We start from the raw sequence: 20,100 nt of genomic DNA on the forward strand, positions 1-20,100 counted from the left end.
GCGTGCCACGTACTGCGTGCAGCGATTGCGTTGAAGCCTGTTGCGGTGTCAGGCGGCGGACTGCTGCTGCAGGTACCAGCTGGCAGCGCCGAGCACGCCCAACTGGCCGTGCTCGACGACCTTCACCGGGATGCGTGCCAGCGCTTCGCCCATCGGCCCCTTCTGCAGGTAGCGCTCGACGAAGGTGCTGGCGCGCAGGTATTCGCGGATCTGCGGCAGGATGCCGCCGGCCAGGTAGACGCCACCGTAGGCACCGTAGAACAGGGCCATGTCGCCGATGGTGCTGCCGAGCAGGCCGCAGAACACATCCAGCGCCTGGCGGGCGTTCGCATCGGTATCGGCCATGGCGGCGGCAGTGACCGCATCGGGACTGGCCAACGTCGGTGCCTGCCCCTGCAGCGCGCACACCGCGCGGTAGAGGTTCATCAGGCCCGGGCCGGAGATCGCATGTTCGATCGACACATGGGCGCGGTCGCGCTGCATGTGGCGGACGATGGCCATTTCAAGTTCCGTGCTGGCCGCCAGGGTAGGCTGGCCGGCTTCGGTGGGAAGCACCACCGGGCCGTGCGCAGTGGGAATCCACAGTGCCGCACCGAGGCCGGTGCCGGGGCCGACCACCAGGGTCGGGCCACGTGCGGCGGTGTCCGGCCCGCACAGGTGCAGCACGCCACTGGCGTCCACCTGCGCGGCGGCATAGGCCACCGCTTCGAAGTCGTTGACGATGTAGACCCGCTGCAGGCCGACGTCGGCTTCCACCTGGCGCGCCGACAGCGGCCACGGCAGGTTGGCGGTGATCACCGTGCCGTCCTCGCGGGCGTAGCCGGCGCTGGCGACCACGCAATGCGTGGGCCGCGGGCTTTCACCCAGGAAATCGGACAGGATCGCGCTGAGGCCGCCGTGGTCGGCGTTGCGGTACTTGCGGTACTCCAGCACCTGCACCGGGTGGGCGGCATCACCGCTGGCCTGGACCCGGGCCACACGCACATGGGTGCCACCGACGTCGGCGGCCAGGAACGAGGGCGCGATTCGGGACAGGACATGGGCCGGGGCGGGGTGGCTGGCGGTCACGCGGGCTCCTGCTGCAGGTGGGGCCGGACCCGGGAAAGGGCGCGGCGATTGGGCGGAGTCTGTAACCCCGCTGACAACGATGTCAACGAGTTCGTGACACTTTCGTTGCTGCGCCGCAACGAACGGGGCATGCAGTAAACGTTTACATGGCGTGATCATGCGTTTCACGCGGGAACCTTTGCTGCACGGGGCTCAAGGGCTCAAGCGCATTCAGCAGAACGCGCTGTGATCAGGTTGCGCAGTGCAGCACGAGGTTCACAGGGCTGCGCGTGGAAGTTGACAAACCGCGGCTGTCCATCGAAAGAATGTGACAACGTTGTTCCCAGCCACTCTCCGACGCCGCGTTCTGCGGCCGTCGCCGCAGGAGCCCTCCTGATGTCCGCCGTCCCCGCTGCAAGCGCGCGCCCGAACGTGGCCACCTCCATCGCCATCGTTGGCGTGTTGTTCTTCCTGATCGGCTTCTTCACCTGGCTCAACGGCCCGCTGATCACCTTTGTCAAGTTGGCTTTCGAACTCAGCGAGGTCGGCGCCTTCCTGGTGCTGATGGTGTTCTACCTGTCCTATTTCTTCCTGGCCCTGCCGGCGTCCTGGATCCTGCGCCGCACCGGCATGAAGAAGGGCCTGAGCCTGAGCCTGCTGGTGATGGCCGGTGGTGCCGCGCTTTTCGGTGAATTCGCCACCCAGCGCTGGTACCCGGGCGCGCTCGGCGGCCTGTTCGTGATCGGCAGCGGCCTGGCCCTGCTGCAGACCGCGATCAACCCCTACATCTCCATCCTCGGCCCGATCGAGACGGCGGCGCGCCGCATCGCGCTGATGGGCATCTGCAACAAGATCGCCGGCATGCTGGCGCCGGTGCTGATCGGCACGCTGGTGCTGCACGGCATCGGCGACCTCGATGCGCAGGTGCAGGCGGCTGACGCGGTCACCAAGGCCGCGCTGCTGAACGAGTTCGCTGCCAAGATCCACACCCCGTACCTGGCGATGGCCGCGCTGCTGGTGGTGCTGGCGGTTGCGGTGCTGTTCTCGCCGCTGCCGGAAATCAAATCCTCCGAGGCCAATGCCACGCCGGCGGCTGCCGGTGCCGCCGAGCGCCGCAGCATCTTCCAGTTCCCACACCTGTGGCTGGGCGTGCTGTGCCTGTTCGTCTACGTCGGCGTGGAGGTGATGGCTGGTGATGCGATCGGTACCTACGGCCACGGCTTCGACCTGCCGCTGGACCAGACCAAGATGTTCACCTCGCTCACTCTGGGCGCGATGCTGATCGGCTATGTGGTCGGTCTGCTGCTGATCCCCAAGGTGGTTTCGCAGTCGCGCTACCTGACCATCTCAGCGGTGCTGGGCGTGGTGTTCTGCCTTGGCGCCTGGGCCACCCGCGGCTACGTATCGGTGGCCTTCGTGGCCCTGCTGGGCTTTGCCAACGCCATGATGTGGCCGGCGATCTTCCCGCTGGCGATCCGCGGCCTGGGCCGCTTCACCGAGACCGGCTCGGCCCTGCTGGTGATGGGCATCGCCGGCGGCGCGATCATTCCGCAGCTGTTCGCCGTGCTCAAGCAGCACATCGACTTCCAGCTGGTGTTCGTGCTGCTGATGGTGCCGTGCTACCTGTACATCCTGTTCTATTCAGTGATCGGCCACCGCGCCGGCCTGCCGCAGGACAAGGCCTGATCGGCGATGATGGACGGCAGTCAACCCCAGGGAAAACCCATGCGCAGAGCGACCATCAAGGACGTTGCGGAGAAAGCCAAGGTCTCGCTGAAGACGGTCTCGCGTGTGATCAACAACGAGCCCTCGGTGATGCAGGCCACCCGCGCGCGGGTGCTGCGTGCCATTGCCGAGCTCGACTATGAACCCGATCCGTCCGCGCGCAACCTGCGCAGCGGCACCACCTTCGTGATCGGGCTGGTCTACGACAACCCGAACCCGTACCACATCATCGGCGTGCAGAACGGCGTGCTCGCCGCCTGCCGCGAGACCGGGTTCGGGCTGCAGATCCATCCCTGCGATTCCAGCTCGCCGCTGCTGGCCGATGAACTGGCCGACTGGGTGCAGCGTTCGCGCCTGGCCGGGCTGGTGCTGACCGCACCGATGTCCGAGCGCCGCGACCTGATCCAGGCGCTGACCGCGCGCGGCATCAAGCTGGTGCGCATCATCGCCGCCACCGAAGACCCGGCCGATGGCGCCTGTGTGTTCGTGGACGACCGCGAGGCCGCCTACGAGATCACCGAGCACTTGATCCAGCTCGGCCACCAGCGCATCGGCTTCCTCTGGGGCGGCAGCTCGCACCGTTCCTCGGGCGAACGCTATGCCGGTTACGAAGCCGCGCTGAAGGACTACGGCATGACCGTGGACAAGCACCTGGTGGTGCAGGGCGATTACACCTTCGATGACGGTTTCCGTGGGGCGCGCCGCCTGCTGGCGCTGCGCGAACCGCCCACCGCCATCTTCGGCTCCAACGATGAAATCGCCGCCGGCGTACTGGCAGCCGCAAAGTCGGCCGGCATGAACGTGCCCTACGACCTGTCCATTGCCGGTTTCGAGGACAGCCCGTTCTCGCGCCAGTCGTGGCCGCCGCTGACCACGGCCAAGCAGGCCACCGAAGATATCGCCCGCCACGCCGCGCGCCTGCTGATCGCGCAGCTGCGCAGCGATGCCTACGACGACGCGCCGGCGCCGCTGCACAACCAGGGCTTCGTGCCGCAGCTGGTGGTGCGTGGTTCGACCGCGCCGATGCGCCCCGCCGGCGCACGCCCCCTTCCTTCCGATCTTGCCTGAGCCTGCCATGTCGCTGTCAGACCCCACGTCCACCCTGATGTTCGCCGAGGCCGCTGAAGCGGCCGACGTGGTCGCGCGCCAGTTCTCGCGCAACCACGCCATCATCGAAACCCTGGCCGCCAGCCTGCGTGCAGCACCGCCGCCGTTCGTGGTCACCTGTGCACGCGGCAGCTCCGACCACGCCGCCACCTATGGCAAGTATCTGCTGGAAACCCAGCTGGGCCTGGTGGTCGCGTCGGCCTCGCCATCGGTGGGGTCGGTCTACGCCGCACCATTGCAGCTGCGCGGCGCACTGTTCATCGTCATCTCGCAGTCGGGCAAGAGCCCGGACCTGCTGCGCAACGCCGAGGCCGCCAAGGCGGCCGGTGCGCGCGTGATCGCGCTGGTCAACGTCGAGGATTCACCGCTGGCGCAGCTGGCCGACACGGTCATTCCGCTGCACGCGGGTGCCGAAAAGAGCGTGGCGGCGACCAAGAGCTACCTGGCGTCGCTGGCCGCGCTGCTGCAGCTGGCCGCGTACTGGAAGCAGGACAGCAGCCTGCGTGCGGCGCTGGACCTGCTGCCCGACGCGCTGCGTGAGGCGTGGCAGTGCGACTGGAGCGCGGTGACCGAAGGCCTGGTCGAGGCCACCAACCTGTTCGTGCTCGGCCGTGGCCTGGGCTTGGGGGCGGCCCAGGAAGCGGCGCTGAAGTTCAAGGAAACCTGCAGCCTGCATGCCGAAGCCTACAGCTCGGCCGAAGTGAAGCATGGCCCGATGGCGCTGGTCGACCGCGGCTTCCCGGTGCTGGCCTTCGCCCAGCCCGACGAAACCGGCGCCGGCACCCGCGCGGTGGTCGAGGAATTTTCTGCCCGGGGCGCGCAGGTGTGGCTGGCCGGGGCCGGCGGCAACCTGCCGGTGGCTGCAGCGCCGCATCCGTTGTGCGCACCCTTGTTGACCGTGCAGAGCTTCTACCGCGCAATCAATGCGCTGGCATTGCGTCGTGGCTTCAACCCGGACCTGCCGCCGCACCTGAACAAGGTGACGGAGACGGTGTGATGGCAACCGTGCTGCGCAATGCCCGCATCCTGGCGGGCGATGAGTTCCGCGACGATCTGGCAGTGGTGATCGAAGATGGCCGCATCAGCGCGCTGCTGCCCGATGCCGCGCCGCAGCTCGGCCACGCTGCCGAGCAGGTGGACCTGGGCGGTGGCTGGCTGCTGCCCGGCTTCATCGACGTGCAGGTCAATGGTGGTGGCGGCGCGCTGTTCAACAACACGCCGGACGTGGCGGCGCTGCGCACCATTGCGCAGGCGCATCGTCGTTTCGGTACCACCGCGATGCTGCCGACGCTGATCAGCGATGACGTGGCGGTGATGCGCGAAGCCATCGGTGCGATGCGCGAGGCGATCGCGCAGGGCGTGCCGGGCGTGATCGGCATCCACCTGGAAGGCCCGTACATCGCGCCGGCGCGCAAGGGCACGCACGATGCCAGCAAGTTCCGCGTGCCGGATGAAGACGAGATCGCGCTGGCGGCATCGCTCGACAACGGCGTGACCCTGCTGACGCTGGCGCCGGAACGCGTCCCGCTGGAGACGATCCGCGCGCTGGTCGAGCGTGGCGTGATCGTTGCTGCCGGTCACACCGCCGGCACCTACGAGGAGATCCGCGCCGGCCTGGATGCCGGTGTGCGTGGCTTTACCCATCTGTACAACGCGATGTCGCCGCTGCAGGGCCGCGAGCCGGGCGCGGTGGGTGCTGCACTGGAAGACCGCGATAGCTGGATCGGCATCATCGTAGATGGCGTGCATGTGCACCCGGCCAGCCTGCGCGTGGCGCTGGCTGCCAAGCCGCGGGGTCGCCTGCTGCTGGTGACCGATGCGATGCCGCCGGTCGGTGCCGACGATCCCAGTTACGTGCTGTATGGCGAAACCATCACCGCCATTGATGGCGTGGTGCGCAATGCCGCCGGTTCGCTGGCGGGCTCGGCGCTGGACATGGCCACGGCGGTGCGCAACACCGTGCAGCTGCTCGGCCAGTCGCTGGCCGAAGCGGCACGCATGGCCTCGACCTACCCGGCGCAGTTCCTCAACGTCGATGATCGCCTGGGCCACATCGCCGAGGGCTACCAGGCCGACCTGGTGCTGCTGGATGACGCCCTGCAGGTGCGTGGCACCTGGATTGCCGGGCAGTACGAGGCCGCCTGATGAACAGTTCGCCGCCACGCCGGCTGGGCTCGATCGATGCCCTGCGCGGCATCACCGTGGCGGCGATGCTGCTGGTCAACAACCCGGGTGACTGGAGTGCAGTGTTCGCGCCGCTGCGCCATTCGGAATGGCATGGCTGCACGCCCACCGATCTGGTGTTCCCGTTCTTCCTGTTCCTGGTGGGCGTGTCGATGGCCTTCAGCGTGGCACCGCGCGTGCTGGATGCCGCTGCGCGTCCTGCACTGGCGCGCGGTGTGCTGGAGCGCGCGCTGCGCATCCTGGTGGCCGGTGCGCTGCTGCACCTGCTGATCTGGTGGGCACTGCATACCCAGCACTTCCGCATCTGGGGCGTGCTGCAACGAATTGCCGTGTGCGCGGCATTGGTGGGCGTGCTGGCGGTGTATGCACGGCCGCGCATGCAGGTGGGCGTGCTGGTCACGCTGCTGGTGGGCTACGCGGTGCTGCTGATGGGCATCGGTGACCTGGCGCCGTGGACCAACCCGGCCAGCCGCCTGGACACCACGCTGTTTGCACCGTGGATCTATCAATGGCATGCCGATACCGGCCTCGGCCATGACCCGGAAGGATTGCTGAGCACGCTGGGTGCACTGGCCAGTACCGTGCTCGGCCTGTTGGCCGGTGGCCTGTTGCGCAGCGGACGTGCCGCCGCGCTGGCGGGGCTGGGTGCGGTGACCGCCGTGCTGGGTCTGTTGCTGGCCACGGTGCTGCCGTTGAACAAGCAGCTGTGGACGCCCAGCTACGCGCTGTGGACCGGCGGCCTTGCCGCGCTGGCACTGTGGCTGGGCCACGTGCTGATCGACCAGAAGGGATGGCCCGCACTGGGCCGGCGCTTCGGGGTCAATGCGATCACCGCGTACCTGGGGGCCTCGGTGATGTCAGTGCTGTTGATGGCCAGCGGCGCCTGGAGCTGGATCTGGCAGCAGCTGGCCACGGCGATGCCGCAGGCGGTGGAGCTGGCGTCGATGCTGCAGGCGCTGGCGTTCGTCGCACTGTGGTGGGGCGTGGCGTGGTGGCTGGATAAGCGGAAGATCTATCTCAAGATCTGATCCCTCGGGACCCGGGGTCGGATCCCGTTTCCGCAGGAAAGGGCTCTGGCCCCATCCGTGAACGGCATCCACGCATGGCGTGGTTCTACCGACCCTGCATCGTCGATCGATCGCGCGAGATGCCCCGTAGATCCACGCCATGCGTGGATGCTCTCCGCGTGGCGTCTGACCGCCGCAAAGATGAACAATTTCAGTCACGTAGAGGTGGGGTGATAGCCGATCGAGTTCGCATCTGAACTGTGATAGTTGGCACGCTATTTCACCTGTCGAAACGGTTCACCATGGCGCAGACTGCGCTCGCAGTACCGCATATCCGCAGTTCCTGATCCCTTGTCCAGGAGTGCCGTATGTCCCGTGCCGTCCCGCGCGCAACGCGTATGCGCCGCCTCACCGCTTCCGTACTGCAGGCCCTGGCCGTCCCGTCCGTCATGCTGTTGAGTGCCGGCGCCGCCTGGGCGGGCTGTGACAACGCCACCCCGACCGCAGGCCAGACGGTCACCTGCGACGCCAACGCGCCGAACCCGCAGACCGTTCCCATCACCGCCAATGGCCCGGCCGGCATCACCATCAATGTCGCCAGCGGCGCACAGCTGCAACAGAGCGGCGGCGTAAGCGCAATCTCGCTGGTCGGCGCAGGCGGGCACCTGTTGTCCAACCTGGGCACGATCAGTTCGGTGGGCGGTGTGGCGGTCCAGCTCGGTGGCGGCAGCCGTGTCGAAAATGCGGGCAGCATCAGCACCGGCAACAACACCGCCCTGCAGTTCGTCGGTGCGGGCGACAGCGTGCTGGTCAACCGCGGTACGATCAGCGGGCGCAGCGGGGTGCAGTTCGGTGCCGGCAATGATCGCCTGGAGATGCAGGCCGGCAGCATCAGCGGCGGGGTCCTGCAGGGCGATGGCAACGACGTGCTGCTGCTGGGCAATGGCACGGTCGACAGCGTCGACCAGGGCAACGGCGATGACCAGATGACCGTCACCGGCGGCGCCGTCACCGGCCTGGTGGCGCAGGGCAGTGGCCGCGATGATTTCGTCATGAGCGGCGGCACGATCGGCGCGCTGCAGCAGGGCGACAACATCGATACCTTCCGCATGAGCGGTGGCCGCATTATCGGCGCGTTCGAGGATGGCGACCTGGCCTGGATGACCGCTGGCCGCATCGGCCGCGTCAACATGAAGCTGGACAAGAACCTGTGGGACCAGTCCGGCGGCACCGTGGATGGCAATGTGGTGACCGGCTTCGACACCGACACCATCATCATCTCGGGTACGGCCTACATCGGCGGAAACATCAGCGTCAGCGGCGGCAATGACAGCGTGACCATCACCGATGGCACCGTGCGTGGGCAGGTACTGCTCAGTACCGGTAATGACATCTTCAACTGGAATGGCGGCGGCATCGTCTACGGCGCGATCGACCTGGGGCCGGACGACGACGTGGCCAACCTCAGCAACCTCAACCAGGGCAATCTCGGTGCGGTGCCGCTGTTCGACGGTGGCGCGGGCAACGACAGGCTCAGCTTCAACAACGTCAAGTCCACGGGTGTAGGCCGCTTCCAGAACTGGGAGACGATCAGCCTGGCCAACAGCACCGAGTTGTCCTTCGATGGCGATCTGGTGCTGGGCGACAGCGCAACCGGCACCGGCACGCTCACCGTGGATGACACCAGTACCGTGTACGCGGGCAGTGGCGGCCATGCCATCCGTCCGTTCAACAGTGGCGCACTGGTGGAGATGGTCAATGCCGGGCGCATCGACCTGACCGGTACCGGTGCCGGCGACGTGTTCACCGTGCGTGGCAACTATCGCGGTGATGGCGGTGGCCTGTACCTGCGTACTGTGCTGGGCGCGGACAATTCCACCAGCGACCGCCTGGTGATCGATGGCGGCGCCGCGACCGGCACAACCGGCATCGGCATCCTCAATGCCGGCGGCAGCGGCGCCGCCACGCTGGCCGACGGCATCCTGGTGGTGCAGGCCTTGAATGGTGGCCGCACCGCGCCGGGCGCGTTCTCGCTGTTCGCACCGGTTGCCGCCGGTGCCTACGAGTACTTCCTGTTCAAGGGCGGCGTCAGTGCTGGTACCGGGGAGAACTGGTACCTGCGCTCCACGCTGGTCAGCGGGCCGACGCCGGCACCCAATGGCGGCGGTACTGCCGTACCACCACCATTGACGCCGCCGGTGGCACCACCGCCGCCGATCACCCCGGCACCGCCGCCGCCGCCCGAAGGCGCCCCCGACCCGGACCTGACCGCAGGCGAGACCGCGCCACCACCGCCGCCACCGGAACCGGCGCCGGTGGCGCCGCCCAGCGATCCGGCCGTGCCGGACGTGCCGGTGGCCGGTGGTGCGCTGCCCGGAACCGGTACGCCGCCGACGCCGGGCGCACGCCCCGCCGAGGGCGCAGTGGTACCGCTGTACCGCGTGGAGACTGCGACCTATGCCGTGGTGCCGCCGCTGCTGCGTGAGACTTCGCTGGCCAGCCTGGGTACCTTCCACGAGCGCCAGGGCGAGCAGCGCCTGCTGTACAACCAGGGCACATTCCGTACCGCCTGGGGGCGCTTGGTGGGCCAGAGCAGCGAGATCCACTGGAAGGGCGATGCGCAGCCCGGCTTCGGTGGCGATGTGATGGGCCTGCAGGCCGGCATCGACGTATGGGCTGCGGCGTCTGATAGCCATCGTAACCAGATCGGCGTGTTCGTCGGCCGCACCCGTGCGCAGGGCAAGACCACCGGCCTCGCACTGGGCTGGGAGAACGTGCAGGTGGGCCAGAACCGCCTGGACGACAAGCACGTGGGCCTGTACTGGACGTTCACCGACAGCAGTGGCGGCTACATCGACGCCGTGGCGATGCAGAGCCGCTACGACGGCCGCGTGCGTTCCTCGCGTGGGCTCGGCTTCGGCATCAAGGGCGATGGCACCAGCGTGTCAGTGGAGGCCGGAAAGCCGCTGCTGCACGTCGGGCAGTCCGCATGGTGGCTGGAACCGCAGGTGCAGGTGATCTGGCAGCGCGCTTCGCTGGATGACCGTCGCGATGAAGTATCGAGCGTGCGCTTCGACAACGACAACGCCTGGACCGGCCGCATCGGCCTGCGCCTGGCCGGCGATTATCAGTTGGCCGACAACGGCTGGCAGCCGTATTTCAAGCTCAATTACTGGCATGGCCGTTCCGGCGAGGACCGCATCCGTTTCGACGACGACGTGATCGTCAATTCGCAGCGCTCGCGCGCGCTGGAAGCCGGCGTGGGTGTGGTCGGGCGCTTCAACCGCACCATCAGCGCGTACGCGGTGGCCGACTACACGCGCGAACTGGGCGGCGACCGCAACGAGAAGCGCCGCATCATCGAAGGCAACATCGGCCTGCGCGCGGACTGGTAGCGCGCGGTGCAGATGTCATGACCCGCTCTGGTAGGCGCCGACCTTGGCCGACACGATGCTTCTCGCTGCCATGACCTGCTGGTAGGTGCCGACCTTGGTCGGCACAGGGCCAATCGACGCCATGATCCGCTCTGGTGGGTGCCGACCTTGGTCGGCACGAATCCCACCGATGCCATGACCTCCGCGCAGCCCAGCAACGGCTCGGCTCTACAGCAGCGGTGCGCACGCATCCGGTTCCACCAGCGCGCCGGCATGATCGGCCAACACCACCATTGCGTGCAGCAGGCCTTCCTCCACCTGCGGCGGACACTGCGCCTGCGCATCGTCCGTCTCGCGCGCAGACTGTGCAGCCAGCAGTACCCCGCCGCACGCAGACAACGCCGCCAGGCAACGCGTCGCCTCGGCCAGTTCCCGACCGCGCCCCTCGCTGAGTTGCCGCTCGCGCCACGCCTGGCCGTCGGCTGCGTGGCTGTGAGCGATGCCGCGCAACCGCGCGAAGAATGCGGAGGGCGGCGCCTGTTCGTTGGCTTCGGCGAGTGCATCTTCCAACGCTTCGGCGGCGGTAGTGGGCAGCTGCAGGCCGGGCAGTGCAGCGCCGAGCAATGCCTGCAGGCGTGGATAGGTGGGGTGGGGCGTGTTCATGGCGGCAACCTCACGAGGCAAGGCCACCTGCGGCGTGCAAGGTGGCGGGCGGTGCGGGTTGGCGTGCCGGTCAAAATCGAAACGAAAAAAAGCCGACGGATCACGAGGATCCCCACGCACCGCCCGCCATGGGCAAGCCGGTGCATTGTCGCGATTGCCGCTGAGGCGGCAACTCGATCGTCTCGATGTTTGATTCAGGACGCCAATCCCGGCCAGCGCAGGAGGCGCCGACGGAGGCAACCTTCTCGCGTTCTACGTGGCAATGACATGGGCAAAGTTGCAATTTACTGATCGCGTGCACGCTGTCTTGCTGCAACCCGCGGCGGGGCCAGATACGACAGTTCGCGCATGGCGAAAGCCATCACCTGCGGGCTATGCTGTGCGCCTGCCTCAACGACAAGGAAACGTCACATGCAGGTTCGCAAGGGAGTGCGTCGCATCGGCGCGCTGATGCTCGTGTTGCTGGCGACCGGCGCCATGGCCGATACGCCAAGCGCGGTCGAGGTGCCCTCGCCGGTGGCCCAGGCCGAGATCCTCAATCTGCTTGAACGCCAGGCGCTGTATCGCGATCGGGTGGACTGGGCCGCCACCCGCGTACGCCTGCAATCGGCGCAGGGCGACCCCGTGAAGCGGCTGGCGTTACTGCGCGAAGCCATTGCGGTCAGCACGGGCAATCACGGCGTATGGACGACGACCCAGCGCCAGAGCGAATTCCTTGCGCGGGCGCAGCAGGCCGGCGCCGCCGCCGTGGACCGGGCCAAGGCGGCCGATGCGGTGGATATGCGCATCGGCTGGGTGGTCATCGAGGGCTACGCCTCCACGCCGGGCGCGACGCCGCAGGAAAAGTTCCGCCAGGACATCGAGCGTGCTGCGCGGTGGCAGCAGGTCATCCGCAGCAAGGACGACGGCGCGCGCTGTGGCTGGATCGTCGACCTGCGTGACAACAGCGGTGGCAACATGTGGCCGATGCTGCTGGGCATGGCACCGCTGCTGCGCACCTCGGTAGTGAACAACGAAGATGTGGGGTCGTTCGAAACTGCACAGGGGCCTGAGCGCTGGACGTTGACCGCGACCGCCGTGCAGCGTGCAGGCAAGTCGGTGCTGGACTTCGGCCAGTCTGGCTATGCGCTGCGGCAGCCCGGCGCGCCGGTGGCGGTGCTGTTCGGGCCGCGCACCGGCAGTTCGGGCGAGGCCTCGGTGCTGGCGTGGCGAGGTCGTCCGCAGACGCGGAGTTTCGGTCAGCCCACTGCGGGTGTCTCCACTGGCAATGTCGTGCAGACGCTTGCCGATGGCAGTCGCCTGCTGCTGACCACCACCGTGATGCGCGACCGCAATGATCGTGGTGATGGCTTGAAGATCGAGCCCGACCAGCGTATCGAGGGTGATGCCGCCACTTTGGCCGCCGCCCAAGCCTGGCTGCTGGCCCAGCCCGCCTGCCAGGCGCGCTGACCCATGATCCTGATCGGCCAGCAGGAGCGGGTTGTGGTGGTCGGCCCGACCGAAGCCCACCACTGTCTGCGCTGCCAGACGGAAACCGAGTTCGCGCCGCAGCTGCGCTACAAGATGGCGCGCATCGACCTGCTGTTCGGCCTCACCTACCATCGCCGTTATGAGCTGGCCTGCACCCGGTGCGGGCACGGCTGGGTGCTGGACACCGACACCATGGACCAGCAGCTGGGCGGGGTGCCGATCCCGTGGCGGCACCGCTTCGGCCTGCCGCTGATGCTGGTGGTGGTGGCCGGTCTGGCGGCGTTGGGCTGGCTGTGGCGGCATGGATTCCTCGGTTGAGGAGCGGGCCTGCTAAAGTCTGCCCTGCAATCACGTACCGGAAGCGACCATGGACCACGACACCCCGTTCGACCCCCTCAACGACCTCGAGGTGCGCCTGCTGCAGGCCCAGGACGGCACGCTGACCGCAGCGCAGTTCCTCGATGGCCTGCTGACCTCGACGGCGTTCGTGCTGCTGGACAAGGCCATTGGCGAAGATGGCGCCTGGGACGAGAGCATCTCGCCGCTGGTGCTGACCAGCGAAAGCGGCGAACCGATGTTCGCGGTGTTCACCGCCCCCGAGCGCGCGGGCCTGTGGCACGAGCAGCTGCCGCAGTTTGCGCATGCCATGCCGATCGCGGTGCACGCGCTGCTGGCCGGTATCGGCGACGGCGTCGGCCTGGTGCTGAACCCCGGCCTGGACGTGGGTATGGAGATGATTCCCGATGCCGTGGCCCAGCTGAAGCAGCGGGCGGCGGCGATCACCCGCGGGATGGCGCATTGAAGCCAGCGATATAGGGTTGCCGGCCAGCGGCCGGCACTACCAATAGCGGTGCACGCGGCTGTCGCGGATCAGCGGGCCGCCGCGAAGGCTTTTACCCGCGCCTTGGTGGGAGAGACAGTGTGTCTTCTCCTATTGAGGGTCAGTCTTTTCTGACTCTCACACAGCTGACAAATGTGATAGCGTCGCTTCGGGCGGCGTAAGGATTGTGCAGTCGCCTTCGGGAAAAGGACGGTGCAAGGCCGGCCTTTGGGAAATGGAATCCAAATCTGAAGGAATGCCTAGTGATCGATGCATTGCGTCGTGTTGCGTTGCGTTCGACTGTGCTGCCAGTTTTCTTGATCGGTCTTATTATCTCGGGACCAGTCGCGGCTCAGTCGGTTGCGGACGGTATCCATCCCTATTTGGAATACCGGAAGCGAATCCAGAACGCTGAATCGCTGTCCACTTTGGATACGGGGCTGTTCGGCGAGGGCGTAAGTCTATACGACGGAAGCACGCAGTTCCGCGTGGTCGAAATCGACCTGCCAGGCAACAGTAATCTGCCCGTGCAGTTTGCACGCCGATTGAATATGCAGTTGCAGCCGCAAGGTAGCATCCGCGACCACGATGCTCGCCTGTTGGGCCTGGGAAATTGGGATGTTGAAGTGCCTCATGTGGCGGTAACCTACGCGAATTCCACCGGTCTTCCTGCAAGGGTATGCACTGTGGGGAGTGTGCCGGGCAGCGGCATCTTCAATGTCAGGGAGTTCTGGAGCGGGCTCAACGTACACCTGCCAGGTCGAGGCGACACTGCCATGCTTGGCATTATCGCAGGCACCCCCTTGCCTACTGCAGGAACGAGCACCCGACTTTCGACCCGCGGGGTATCTCCAACACATGCAACAGTTGTTGGGCTTGAGCCGGAAGCAGCCAGCCGCTTGTTTTCGCCTTCGGTATCCAATCCCGTTCCCGTCGTCGAAAGGCTTCAGAGGCCGTAAATGTCTACGCTAAAAGTATTTGTCGATTTCAATAACAGGGATGCTGAAGGCCTTCTCAGGCTTAACCTTAGAGGCACGTTGGATGACTTGTGGAAAGAGTGCGTGACCCTCGAAAAGGGAATGCCAATAATTGGATCGGACGGAGACCTTGTCGCCTCGATCATCGTTGTTGAACCAGGGGGAGAGGGCATATGGCGAGGCAGGATCGTTGATGGCCCTTGGGAAGATGATTCCCATAAGTGATTCAGGGCAATTGACGCAGCTGGAGTCACTCCTTTGTGAATAACTTCATCCGGTTCCAGAATGCGCATCAACACTGCGAACGCCGTGGGTGCAATCTCCCGTTCCATGCATGAGGCACGACGAAACGACTTGGCTTTCACTCAGGGCTTTTCTTCCAGGGCCTAGGATCTTTCATCTTCGCAGTAGAGTCGTGCAGGTAGCTGACTGCCAGCATGATTGCCTCCTGGTAGTGTCAGACCGCTGTACCCGGCCATCCAACGGGTTGGTGGTGCAGGACGGCTTTGAACGGTGAACTGCCATGAGGGCCGCCTGGGAGGCGACAGTGATGCTATCGGTCATTTTCAGAACGTTGCTGTCTTGACTCTGGTTGCGTGGGGGGGCTGCTGCCAGGGCGCAGACGATCACCTATATCCACACCGATGCGCTTGGATCGGTGGTGGCCGAATCGGATGTCAATGGCGCAGTGATCAAGCGCCATATCTATGAACCCTACGGGACAGTATTTGGTGGTCAGGTTGATGATGGTCTTGGGTATACCGGGCACGTGAGCGATTCGGCCAATGGGCTGAGCTACATGCAGCAGCGGTATGTGGATCCGTAGTTGGGTCTATTCCTGTTGGTGAACCCCGGTGACAGCACATCAACAGCCAGCTAGCCAATTCAATCGATACCGAAATGCGGACGGAAATCCCTACAAGTTCACGGATCCTGATGGAAGGGCCGCGCTGCCACTGCTCGCAAGGAACCCCGATGAGTGGAGTGGAAGATGAATGACAGTGTGACGAAGGTAAGATTTGCCTTGGATGACGGCGGGGTGGAGATTATGCATGTCCGACTTTTGCCGGATGGTTCGCTTGTGCTGGACAATATTCCATTTTATGCATACGGGGTTAGTTGTGGAGATACTATCGCGACGGAGCGTGACGAAGACGGCTTAATGTTCGTGGGAGTTCTCGCTCGGGGGGGGCATTCCACATATCGAGTCAGGTTGCCAGCATTCGCAGGAGATGAGCGCTTCCTGATGCGTTGGTCAGAACTGGAAGTTCTTGGCTGTACCTACGAAGGCTCTAACGTTGGTGAAAGACTACTCTATGCCGTGGATGTGCCGCCTCACGCTGCAGTGGCCGAAGTGTATAGGCTCTTGGAGCAAGGTGAGAGCGAGGGTGATTGGGAGTTTGAGGAGGGATTCTACTGTTCTCCTGATTTCATTTCTTCGGAACTTCACTAATCGTGGTCTTACCATGTTTTTCCTTTGCATTGGGGTTGCGGCGGCGAAAGTTCAGTGGGAAGGAAGTCGATGAGCGTAGTGTCATCAACTCGCAGAATTTCCTATTCGGATCCTTAAGCGCATCAAGGCTCTCATGTCTCCGGTGAAATGTTCTGTTCCGGTCCTCAGGCGCGGCGAAACGTCCCCATTGTTTAGCCCATTGACGGTAGCCCAAGGGCTCCCATCAGGCATTCGACTACTCTCAGGCATGGCCGCCCATTCACCGTGCGGTTTAAGGCGTACGCGGGGCTGGTATGCGTCACGATGCGAACGGGCAGAAGCAATCCTCCAAGAAGTCCATCGACAAAGCGGGCGCTTCTCCGGCGCAGCGAGGCCTGCAACTCGTATTCGCCCAATCGAATTCTGTTCGGATTGCCACCTCCGATCGCGTTCGAAGGCGTGGATACGAATTAGATGGTTGTAGTCATGGATGGGGCAGGGAAGTGATTCCCGGCACTGTGACCCAATTGAAGCAACGGGCTGCGGCGATCAACCGTGGGAAGGCGCACTGATCGAGGAAGCTAAGGCGGCAGGCAAGTACGTACTGTTCAATGGAGAGGAGCATCGTGGGCAGGCGTTCTAACCGATCGCTGTGGGTCTATGAGATCGGCCTTGTTGCGGGTTTGGCACTGGCAGCTGCGTTCATCACCCGGTTCAATCCGGTGGAGACACTCCGGCTGGGTGGATGGCTGTTCCTCTTGATGCAACCCATCTTGTTGGGTGCTCATGCTGTCGACCACTTCTCGCGTAAGCGTCGTCGATAGACGGGCGATCGGTGCCGGCCAGCAGCCGGCATCACCAGGTGCTTCAGCGGGCGGCGGCGATGGCTTTCACCCGCGCCTTGGCCAACGCTTCACCGATGGCCGGCCCCTTCAGGTGCGTGGTATCCAGATCACGTGCCTGCACTGACAGCGCCGCCTGGTGCAGGCGCTTGAGCGTTTCGCCCTGCGGGTAGTCGGCGTCCTCGAAGCCGAGCCGCCCGCGCTTGTCGGCCTCGCAGCACAGTGCGATGCGGGCCACGCGCTCCGGCCGACGCAACGCATCACAGCGGCCCAGTAGTTCCAGCACGGTGGCATCGCGCAGTTCGTCGATGCGGTGCACGTTCAAGTGCTCGCGGCACACCGCTTCGGCCAGCTGCTGGTGCTCGGTGGGAATCTTCAACCGCGCGCACAATGCCTTCAACGGCTTGATGCCGCGCTGCTCGTGCATGATGTGGCGCGGCCATTCCTCCGGCGGGGTCAGGCCCTTGCCGAGATCGTGGGTGAGGGCAGCGAAGCCGACCAGGTCATCGCCGGGGGCGAGCTTCGCGGCCATGTCGCTGACCATTTCCTGGTGGATGCCGGTGTCGACTTCCGGGTGGAATTCGGCACGCTGCGGTACGCCGTACAGTGCTTCCAGTTCGGGCAGGATTGGGCCCAGTGCCTGCGCATCGTGCAGCGTGCGCAGGAAGGCGGAGGGCCGTTCACTGACCAGCGCCTTGCGCAGTTCCTGCCAGACGCGTTCCGGCACCAGCGCGTCCAGTTCACCGCTGGCGGCGACCTCGCGCATCAGTCCCATGGTCTCTTCGGCGACGCTGAAGCCCAGTGGTGCAAAACGGGCCATGAAGCGCGCCGCGCGCAGCACGCGCAGCGGATCCTCGACGAAGGCCGGCCCGACATGGCGCAGCACGCGCTGTTCCAGGTCACGGACACCGCCATAGGGATCGACCAGCGTGCCGGTGTCTTCGTCGCAGGCAATCGCATTGATGGTGAAGTCGCGGCGCTGCAGGTCCTCTTCCAGCGTCACCGCCGGATCGGCATCGACCACGAAGCCGCGATAGCCGCGGCCGGATTTGCGCTCGGTGCGCGCCAGCGCGTATTCCTCACCGGTCTTCGGATGCAGGAACACCGGGAAATCACGGCCGACGGCGGTGTAGCCCTGTGCTTCCATCTGCGCGGGCGTGGCGCCGACCACCACCCAGTCGCGGTCGCCGGCGGGGCGCTGCAGCAGGCGGTCACGTACGGCGCCGCCGACAAGATAGATCTTCATGGCTGGAATCATCGCATGCCCGGCGCAGATGTTCCGGTAGTGCCGGCCGCTGGCCGGCAACCGCAGTCACCCCGAAGCTGCCGGCCAGCGGCCGGCACTACCGATACAGCGGCCAGCCCGAGCCAGGCCAGCAGGCTCATCGTTTCCCTCCCCACGGAATGGATACCGGGGAATGCCGGCCAGCAGCCGGCAGTACCGTGTTGCGATCAATCGCCGCCCTGCTCGGCGTCGGCCGCGCAGCTGAAGCGCTTGCGCTTGTCCACCAGGCGGCCCATCAGGCGGTCGCTCAGCGGCAGCGCATCACCATTGAGGCGCCAGTCGTAGATCACGCTGAAGGCCAGCACGCGGGCGACGTACTCGCGGGTTTCCTTGTAGCTGATGGTCTCGATCCACAGGTCCGGATCAAAGCCCGGGCGCTGGCTCTGCCAGCGTGCTGTCGGCGTCGGCCCCGCGTTGTAGGCGGCGATGGTCACGTACGGCAGGCCATCGTACTTGTTCATCAGCTGGCGCAGGTAGGCGGTGCCGATCGCGATGTTGGTGTCCGGGTCGTACAGGCTGTCGGCGCCGCCGTAGCCGGTCAGGCCGATGGACTTGGCCACGCTGGCACCGGTGGCCGGCAGCACCTGCATCAGGCCCATGGCATTGGCAGGCGAGCGCGCACGCGGGGTGAACGTGCTCTCAGCGCGGATCTCCGCCGCCACCCAGGCCGGGTCGATGGCGTTGCGTGCCGACTCGCGGCGGATGGTGGCGTCGTGGTGCAGCGGGAAGCGCAGGTCGTACAGGCGCTGTTCCTGCGGCTGCTTGCCGAGCGCGAACACGGCACGGTCGAACCAGCCGTTGTCCTGCGCCACGCGCACGGCGAGGCGGCGCTGGGTGTCATCGAAGCGCGACAGCGCGCTGTTCCATTCGGCCACGGCCCAACCGGCGCGGTCGATCTGGTACAGCGCCATCGCCCGCTGGATGGCCGGGTCGCGCGCGATCACGGCCTGTGCCTGCGCGCTGTCGTTGGGCTTCCACGGGCACAGGGTATAACCCTGCTGCAGCTTGTCGGCGGCAAGGAAACCGTGGAAGGTCGGTGCGCGTGCGGCTTCGCGGAACAGCGGCTGCGCCTGCTGGGCCTGGCCGGTCTTCTCCAGCATGCGGCCTTCGAAGTAGCGCCAACGCGGGTCGCTGCGCTGCTTGCTGGCCATCTTGCGGATCGCTGTCAGCGCCGCTGGCCAATCGCCGCGCGACATCGCTTCGCGCACGCGCCATTCGTGCAGGCGTTCGTCATACGCCGATTCCGGCACCGCGTTGAGGCGGCGCGCCGAATCGGGCAGGTAGGAAGCCACCGTCCACAGTGCGATCTGGTATAGCACCTGGCCCTGCTGCGCGGCACTCAGGCCCAGCGCCTGGGCGTACTGCGGCAGCTGCTGTTCGGTGGCGGCCGGGTCGGCCTTGGCCAGCTTGGCCAGGCCATCGGTGGCGATGCGCCGGCTGCGTTCGTTGCGCGGCCAGTTCAACGCGCTGGCGTTGGGCTTGTCGACAAAGGCTGCGTAATTGTTCGCCAGCGCCAGGTGGGCGGCGGGCAGGCCGCGTGCGGCGCTGCGCATCACCGCCGGTTGCTGGGCATCGGCGGCAGCATCGATGCGTTCCCAGCGCAGGGCGTCGCTCAGGCCACCCTGTGCCTGCAGTACGGCAAAAACGGCATCACAGCCGTCCGGCAGCGACTTGCCGTTCTTGCGCCACAGGTCCTGCGCTTCACTGATCCACTGCGGATCGACCTTGCCCGTCACCTGGCGCGCGGTCAGCTGCGCACAGCGCAGGCCGGTGTTGTCGGTGGGCGCCCAGTTGGCCAGCAGGGTCGGCCAGTCCTGGCGGCGTGCGAGCGAGGGCAGCCACACGCTGCGGAAGGTGGTGGCCACGGCCTGGCCGTCGTAGCGCTTGAGGAAGGCCTGGGCCTGCGCGGTATCGACGGTGTCGATGTTACGGCGCAGGTTGGCGTACTCCAGCCAGCCATAGGCCGGGTGATGGCTGAGCGCAGCGGCTTGGCCGGGATCGAACTGGCCGCGTTCGGCGGCTGCGATCGCGGCCTTCAGCTGCGCGTTCTGGGCGTCGAGGGACTGGGCGTTGGCGCAGCCGATCAGCAGCGTGGTGGCCAAGGGCAGCAGGGACAGGGCAGTTGAAGTGCGTCGGGTCATGGCGACCAGCATAGCGGGCGATGGCT

At 65.9% G+C, this 20,100-nt stretch carries 16 protein-coding genes; 12 read left to right on the forward strand and 4 right to left on the reverse strand.

Features of this window, described 5'->3' with window-relative positions:
* Window positions 1-48: 48 nt before the first annotated feature.
* Window positions 49-1,068, reverse strand: coding sequence for a glucokinase family protein (locus BN1263_RS12785; RefSeq protein WP_058981597.1), 1,020 nt, complete (start codon window positions 1,066-1,068; stop codon window positions 49-51).
* Between the two features lie 375 nt (window positions 1,069-1,443).
* Here BN1263_RS12785 and BN1263_RS12790 point away from each other — a divergent pair, with 375 nt between their 5' ends.
* The 6 genes from BN1263_RS12790 to BN1263_RS12815 all read left to right on the forward strand — a co-directional run bounded on the left by BN1263_RS12790 (window position 1,444) and on the right by BN1263_RS12815 (window position 10,465).
* Window positions 1,444-2,733 (forward strand): sugar MFS transporter, encoded by a 1,290-nt coding sequence (locus BN1263_RS12790; RefSeq protein WP_058981599.1) that lies wholly within the window; start codon window positions 1,444-1,446, stop codon window positions 2,731-2,733.
* A 39-nt stretch (window positions 2,734-2,772) separates the two neighbouring features.
* Complete coding sequence (locus BN1263_RS12795; protein ID WP_058981601.1) at window positions 2,773-3,840, forward strand: LacI family DNA-binding transcriptional regulator; 1,068 nt, start codon at window positions 2,773-2,775, stop codon at window positions 3,838-3,840.
* Between the two features lie 7 nt (window positions 3,841-3,847).
* Window positions 3,848-4,876, forward strand: a complete 1,029-nt coding sequence (locus BN1263_RS12800; protein ID WP_021204669.1) for an SIS domain-containing protein — start codon at window positions 3,848-3,850, stop codon at window positions 4,874-4,876.
* Complete coding sequence (gene nagA / locus BN1263_RS12805; RefSeq protein WP_058981603.1) at window positions 4,876-6,024, forward strand: N-acetylglucosamine-6-phosphate deacetylase; 1,149 nt, start codon at window positions 4,876-4,878, stop codon at window positions 6,022-6,024. The genes BN1263_RS12800 and nagA overlap by 1 nt, the downstream gene beginning before the upstream one ends.
* Complete coding sequence (locus tag BN1263_RS12810; protein WP_058981605.1) at window positions 6,024-7,091, forward strand: acyltransferase family protein; 1,068 nt, start codon at window positions 6,024-6,026, stop codon at window positions 7,089-7,091. The genes nagA and BN1263_RS12810 overlap by 1 nt, the downstream gene beginning before the upstream one ends.
* 347 nt (window positions 7,092-7,438) lie before the next feature.
* Window positions 7,439-10,465 (forward strand): autotransporter family protein, encoded by a 3,027-nt coding sequence (locus BN1263_RS12815; RefSeq protein ID WP_058981607.1) that lies wholly within the window; start codon window positions 7,439-7,441, stop codon window positions 10,463-10,465.
* Window positions 10,466-10,672: 207 nt separating this feature from the next.
* Here the strand turns inward: BN1263_RS12815 and BN1263_RS12820 are convergent, their stop codons facing one another.
* On the reverse strand, window positions 10,673-11,107 hold the full coding sequence (locus tag BN1263_RS12820; RefSeq protein WP_043034009.1) for a hypothetical protein: 435 nt from the start codon (window positions 11,105-11,107) through the stop codon (window positions 10,673-10,675).
* A 411-nt stretch (window positions 11,108-11,518) separates the two neighbouring features.
* Here BN1263_RS12820 and BN1263_RS12825 point away from each other — a divergent pair, with 411 nt between their 5' ends.
* The 6 genes from BN1263_RS12825 (at window position 11,519) to BN1263_RS20120 (ending at window position 15,827) form a co-directional block, all read left to right on the forward strand.
* Complete coding sequence (locus BN1263_RS12825; RefSeq protein WP_058981609.1) at window positions 11,519-12,556, forward strand: S41 family peptidase; 1,038 nt, start codon at window positions 11,519-11,521, stop codon at window positions 12,554-12,556.
* A gap of 3 nt (window positions 12,557-12,559) precedes the next feature.
* Complete coding sequence (locus tag BN1263_RS12830) at window positions 12,560-12,895, forward strand: hypothetical protein (protein ID WP_021204662.1); 336 nt, start codon at window positions 12,560-12,562, stop codon at window positions 12,893-12,895.
* Between the two features lie 49 nt (window positions 12,896-12,944).
* Window positions 12,945-13,379: an SseB family protein gene (locus tag BN1263_RS12835; RefSeq protein WP_021204661.1), complete on the forward strand. Its 435-nt coding sequence runs from the start codon at window positions 12,945-12,947 to the stop codon at window positions 13,377-13,379.
* Between the two features lie 281 nt (window positions 13,380-13,660).
* Window positions 13,661-14,356 (forward strand): hypothetical protein, encoded by a 696-nt coding sequence (locus BN1263_RS20500; RefSeq protein WP_144435356.1) that lies wholly within the window; start codon window positions 13,661-13,663, stop codon window positions 14,354-14,356.
* A 679-nt stretch (window positions 14,357-15,035) separates the two neighbouring features.
* Window positions 15,036-15,200 carry an RHS repeat-associated core domain-containing protein gene (locus BN1263_RS21040; protein ID WP_486023910.1) on the forward strand — a complete coding sequence of 55 codons (165 nt, stop codon included), beginning with the start codon at window positions 15,036-15,038 and terminating at the stop codon, window positions 15,198-15,200.
* 165 nt (window positions 15,201-15,365) lie between these two features.
* Window positions 15,366-15,827, forward strand: coding sequence for a DUF4265 domain-containing protein (locus BN1263_RS20120; RefSeq protein WP_080398817.1), 462 nt, complete (start codon window positions 15,366-15,368; stop codon window positions 15,825-15,827).
* A gap of 846 nt (window positions 15,828-16,673) precedes the next feature.
* Here the strand turns inward: BN1263_RS20120 and BN1263_RS12845 are convergent.
* Complete coding sequence (locus BN1263_RS12845; protein WP_058981613.1) at window positions 16,674-17,894, reverse strand: multifunctional CCA addition/repair protein; 1,221 nt, start codon at window positions 17,892-17,894, stop codon at window positions 16,674-16,676.
* Between the two features lie 206 nt (window positions 17,895-18,100).
* Window positions 18,101-20,086: a transglycosylase SLT domain-containing protein gene (locus BN1263_RS12850; protein WP_058981616.1), complete on the reverse strand. Its 1,986-nt coding sequence runs from the start codon at window positions 20,084-20,086 to the stop codon at window positions 18,101-18,103.
* Window positions 20,087-20,100: the final 14 nt, after the last annotated feature.

Origin of the sequence: Stenotrophomonas thermophila (assembly GCF_001499715.1) — a bacterium.
Taxonomy (GTDB): Bacteria; Pseudomonadota; Gammaproteobacteria; order Xanthomonadales; family Xanthomonadaceae; genus Stenotrophomonas; species Stenotrophomonas hibiscicola.

What these genes read in the sequence shown, in the direction of transcription:
- BN1263_RS12835 (WP_021204661.1), top strand. Translation starts at nt 12,945, where the DNA reads ATGGACCACGACACCCCGTTCGACCCCCTCAACGACCTCGAGGTGCGC.
- BN1263_RS20120 (WP_080398817.1), top strand. Translation starts at nt 15,366, where the DNA reads ATGAATGACAGTGTGACGAAGGTAAGATTTGCCTTGGATGACGGCGGG.
- BN1263_RS12850 (WP_058981616.1), bottom strand. Translation starts at nt 20,086, where the DNA reads ATGCTGGTCGCCATGACCCGACGCACTTCAACTGCCCTGTCCCTGCTG.
- BN1263_RS12825 (WP_058981609.1), top strand. Translation starts at nt 11,519, where the DNA reads ATGCAGGTTCGCAAGGGAGTGCGTCGCATCGGCGCGCTGATGCTCGTG.
- BN1263_RS12790 (WP_058981599.1), top strand. Translation starts at nt 1,444, where the DNA reads ATGTCCGCCGTCCCCGCTGCAAGCGCGCGCCCGAACGTGGCCACCTCC.
- BN1263_RS12795 (WP_058981601.1), top strand. Translation starts at nt 2,773, where the DNA reads ATGCGCAGAGCGACCATCAAGGACGTTGCGGAGAAAGCCAAGGTCTCG.
- BN1263_RS12845 (WP_058981613.1), bottom strand. Translation starts at nt 17,894, where the DNA reads ATGAAGATCTATCTTGTCGGCGGCGCCGTACGTGACCGCCTGCTGCAG.
- nagA (WP_058981603.1), top strand. Translation starts at nt 4,876, where the DNA reads ATGGCAACCGTGCTGCGCAATGCCCGCATCCTGGCGGGCGATGAGTTC.
- BN1263_RS12815 (WP_058981607.1), top strand. Translation starts at nt 7,439, where the DNA reads ATGTCCCGTGCCGTCCCGCGCGCAACGCGTATGCGCCGCCTCACCGCT.
- BN1263_RS12830 (WP_021204662.1), top strand. Translation starts at nt 12,560, where the DNA reads ATGATCCTGATCGGCCAGCAGGAGCGGGTTGTGGTGGTCGGCCCGACC.
- BN1263_RS12800 (WP_021204669.1), top strand. Translation starts at nt 3,848, where the DNA reads ATGTCGCTGTCAGACCCCACGTCCACCCTGATGTTCGCCGAGGCCGCT.
- BN1263_RS12820 (WP_043034009.1), bottom strand. Translation starts at nt 11,107, where the DNA reads ATGAACACGCCCCACCCCACCTATCCACGCCTGCAGGCATTGCTCGGC.
- BN1263_RS12810 (WP_058981605.1), top strand. Translation starts at nt 6,024, where the DNA reads ATGAACAGTTCGCCGCCACGCCGGCTGGGCTCGATCGATGCCCTGCGC.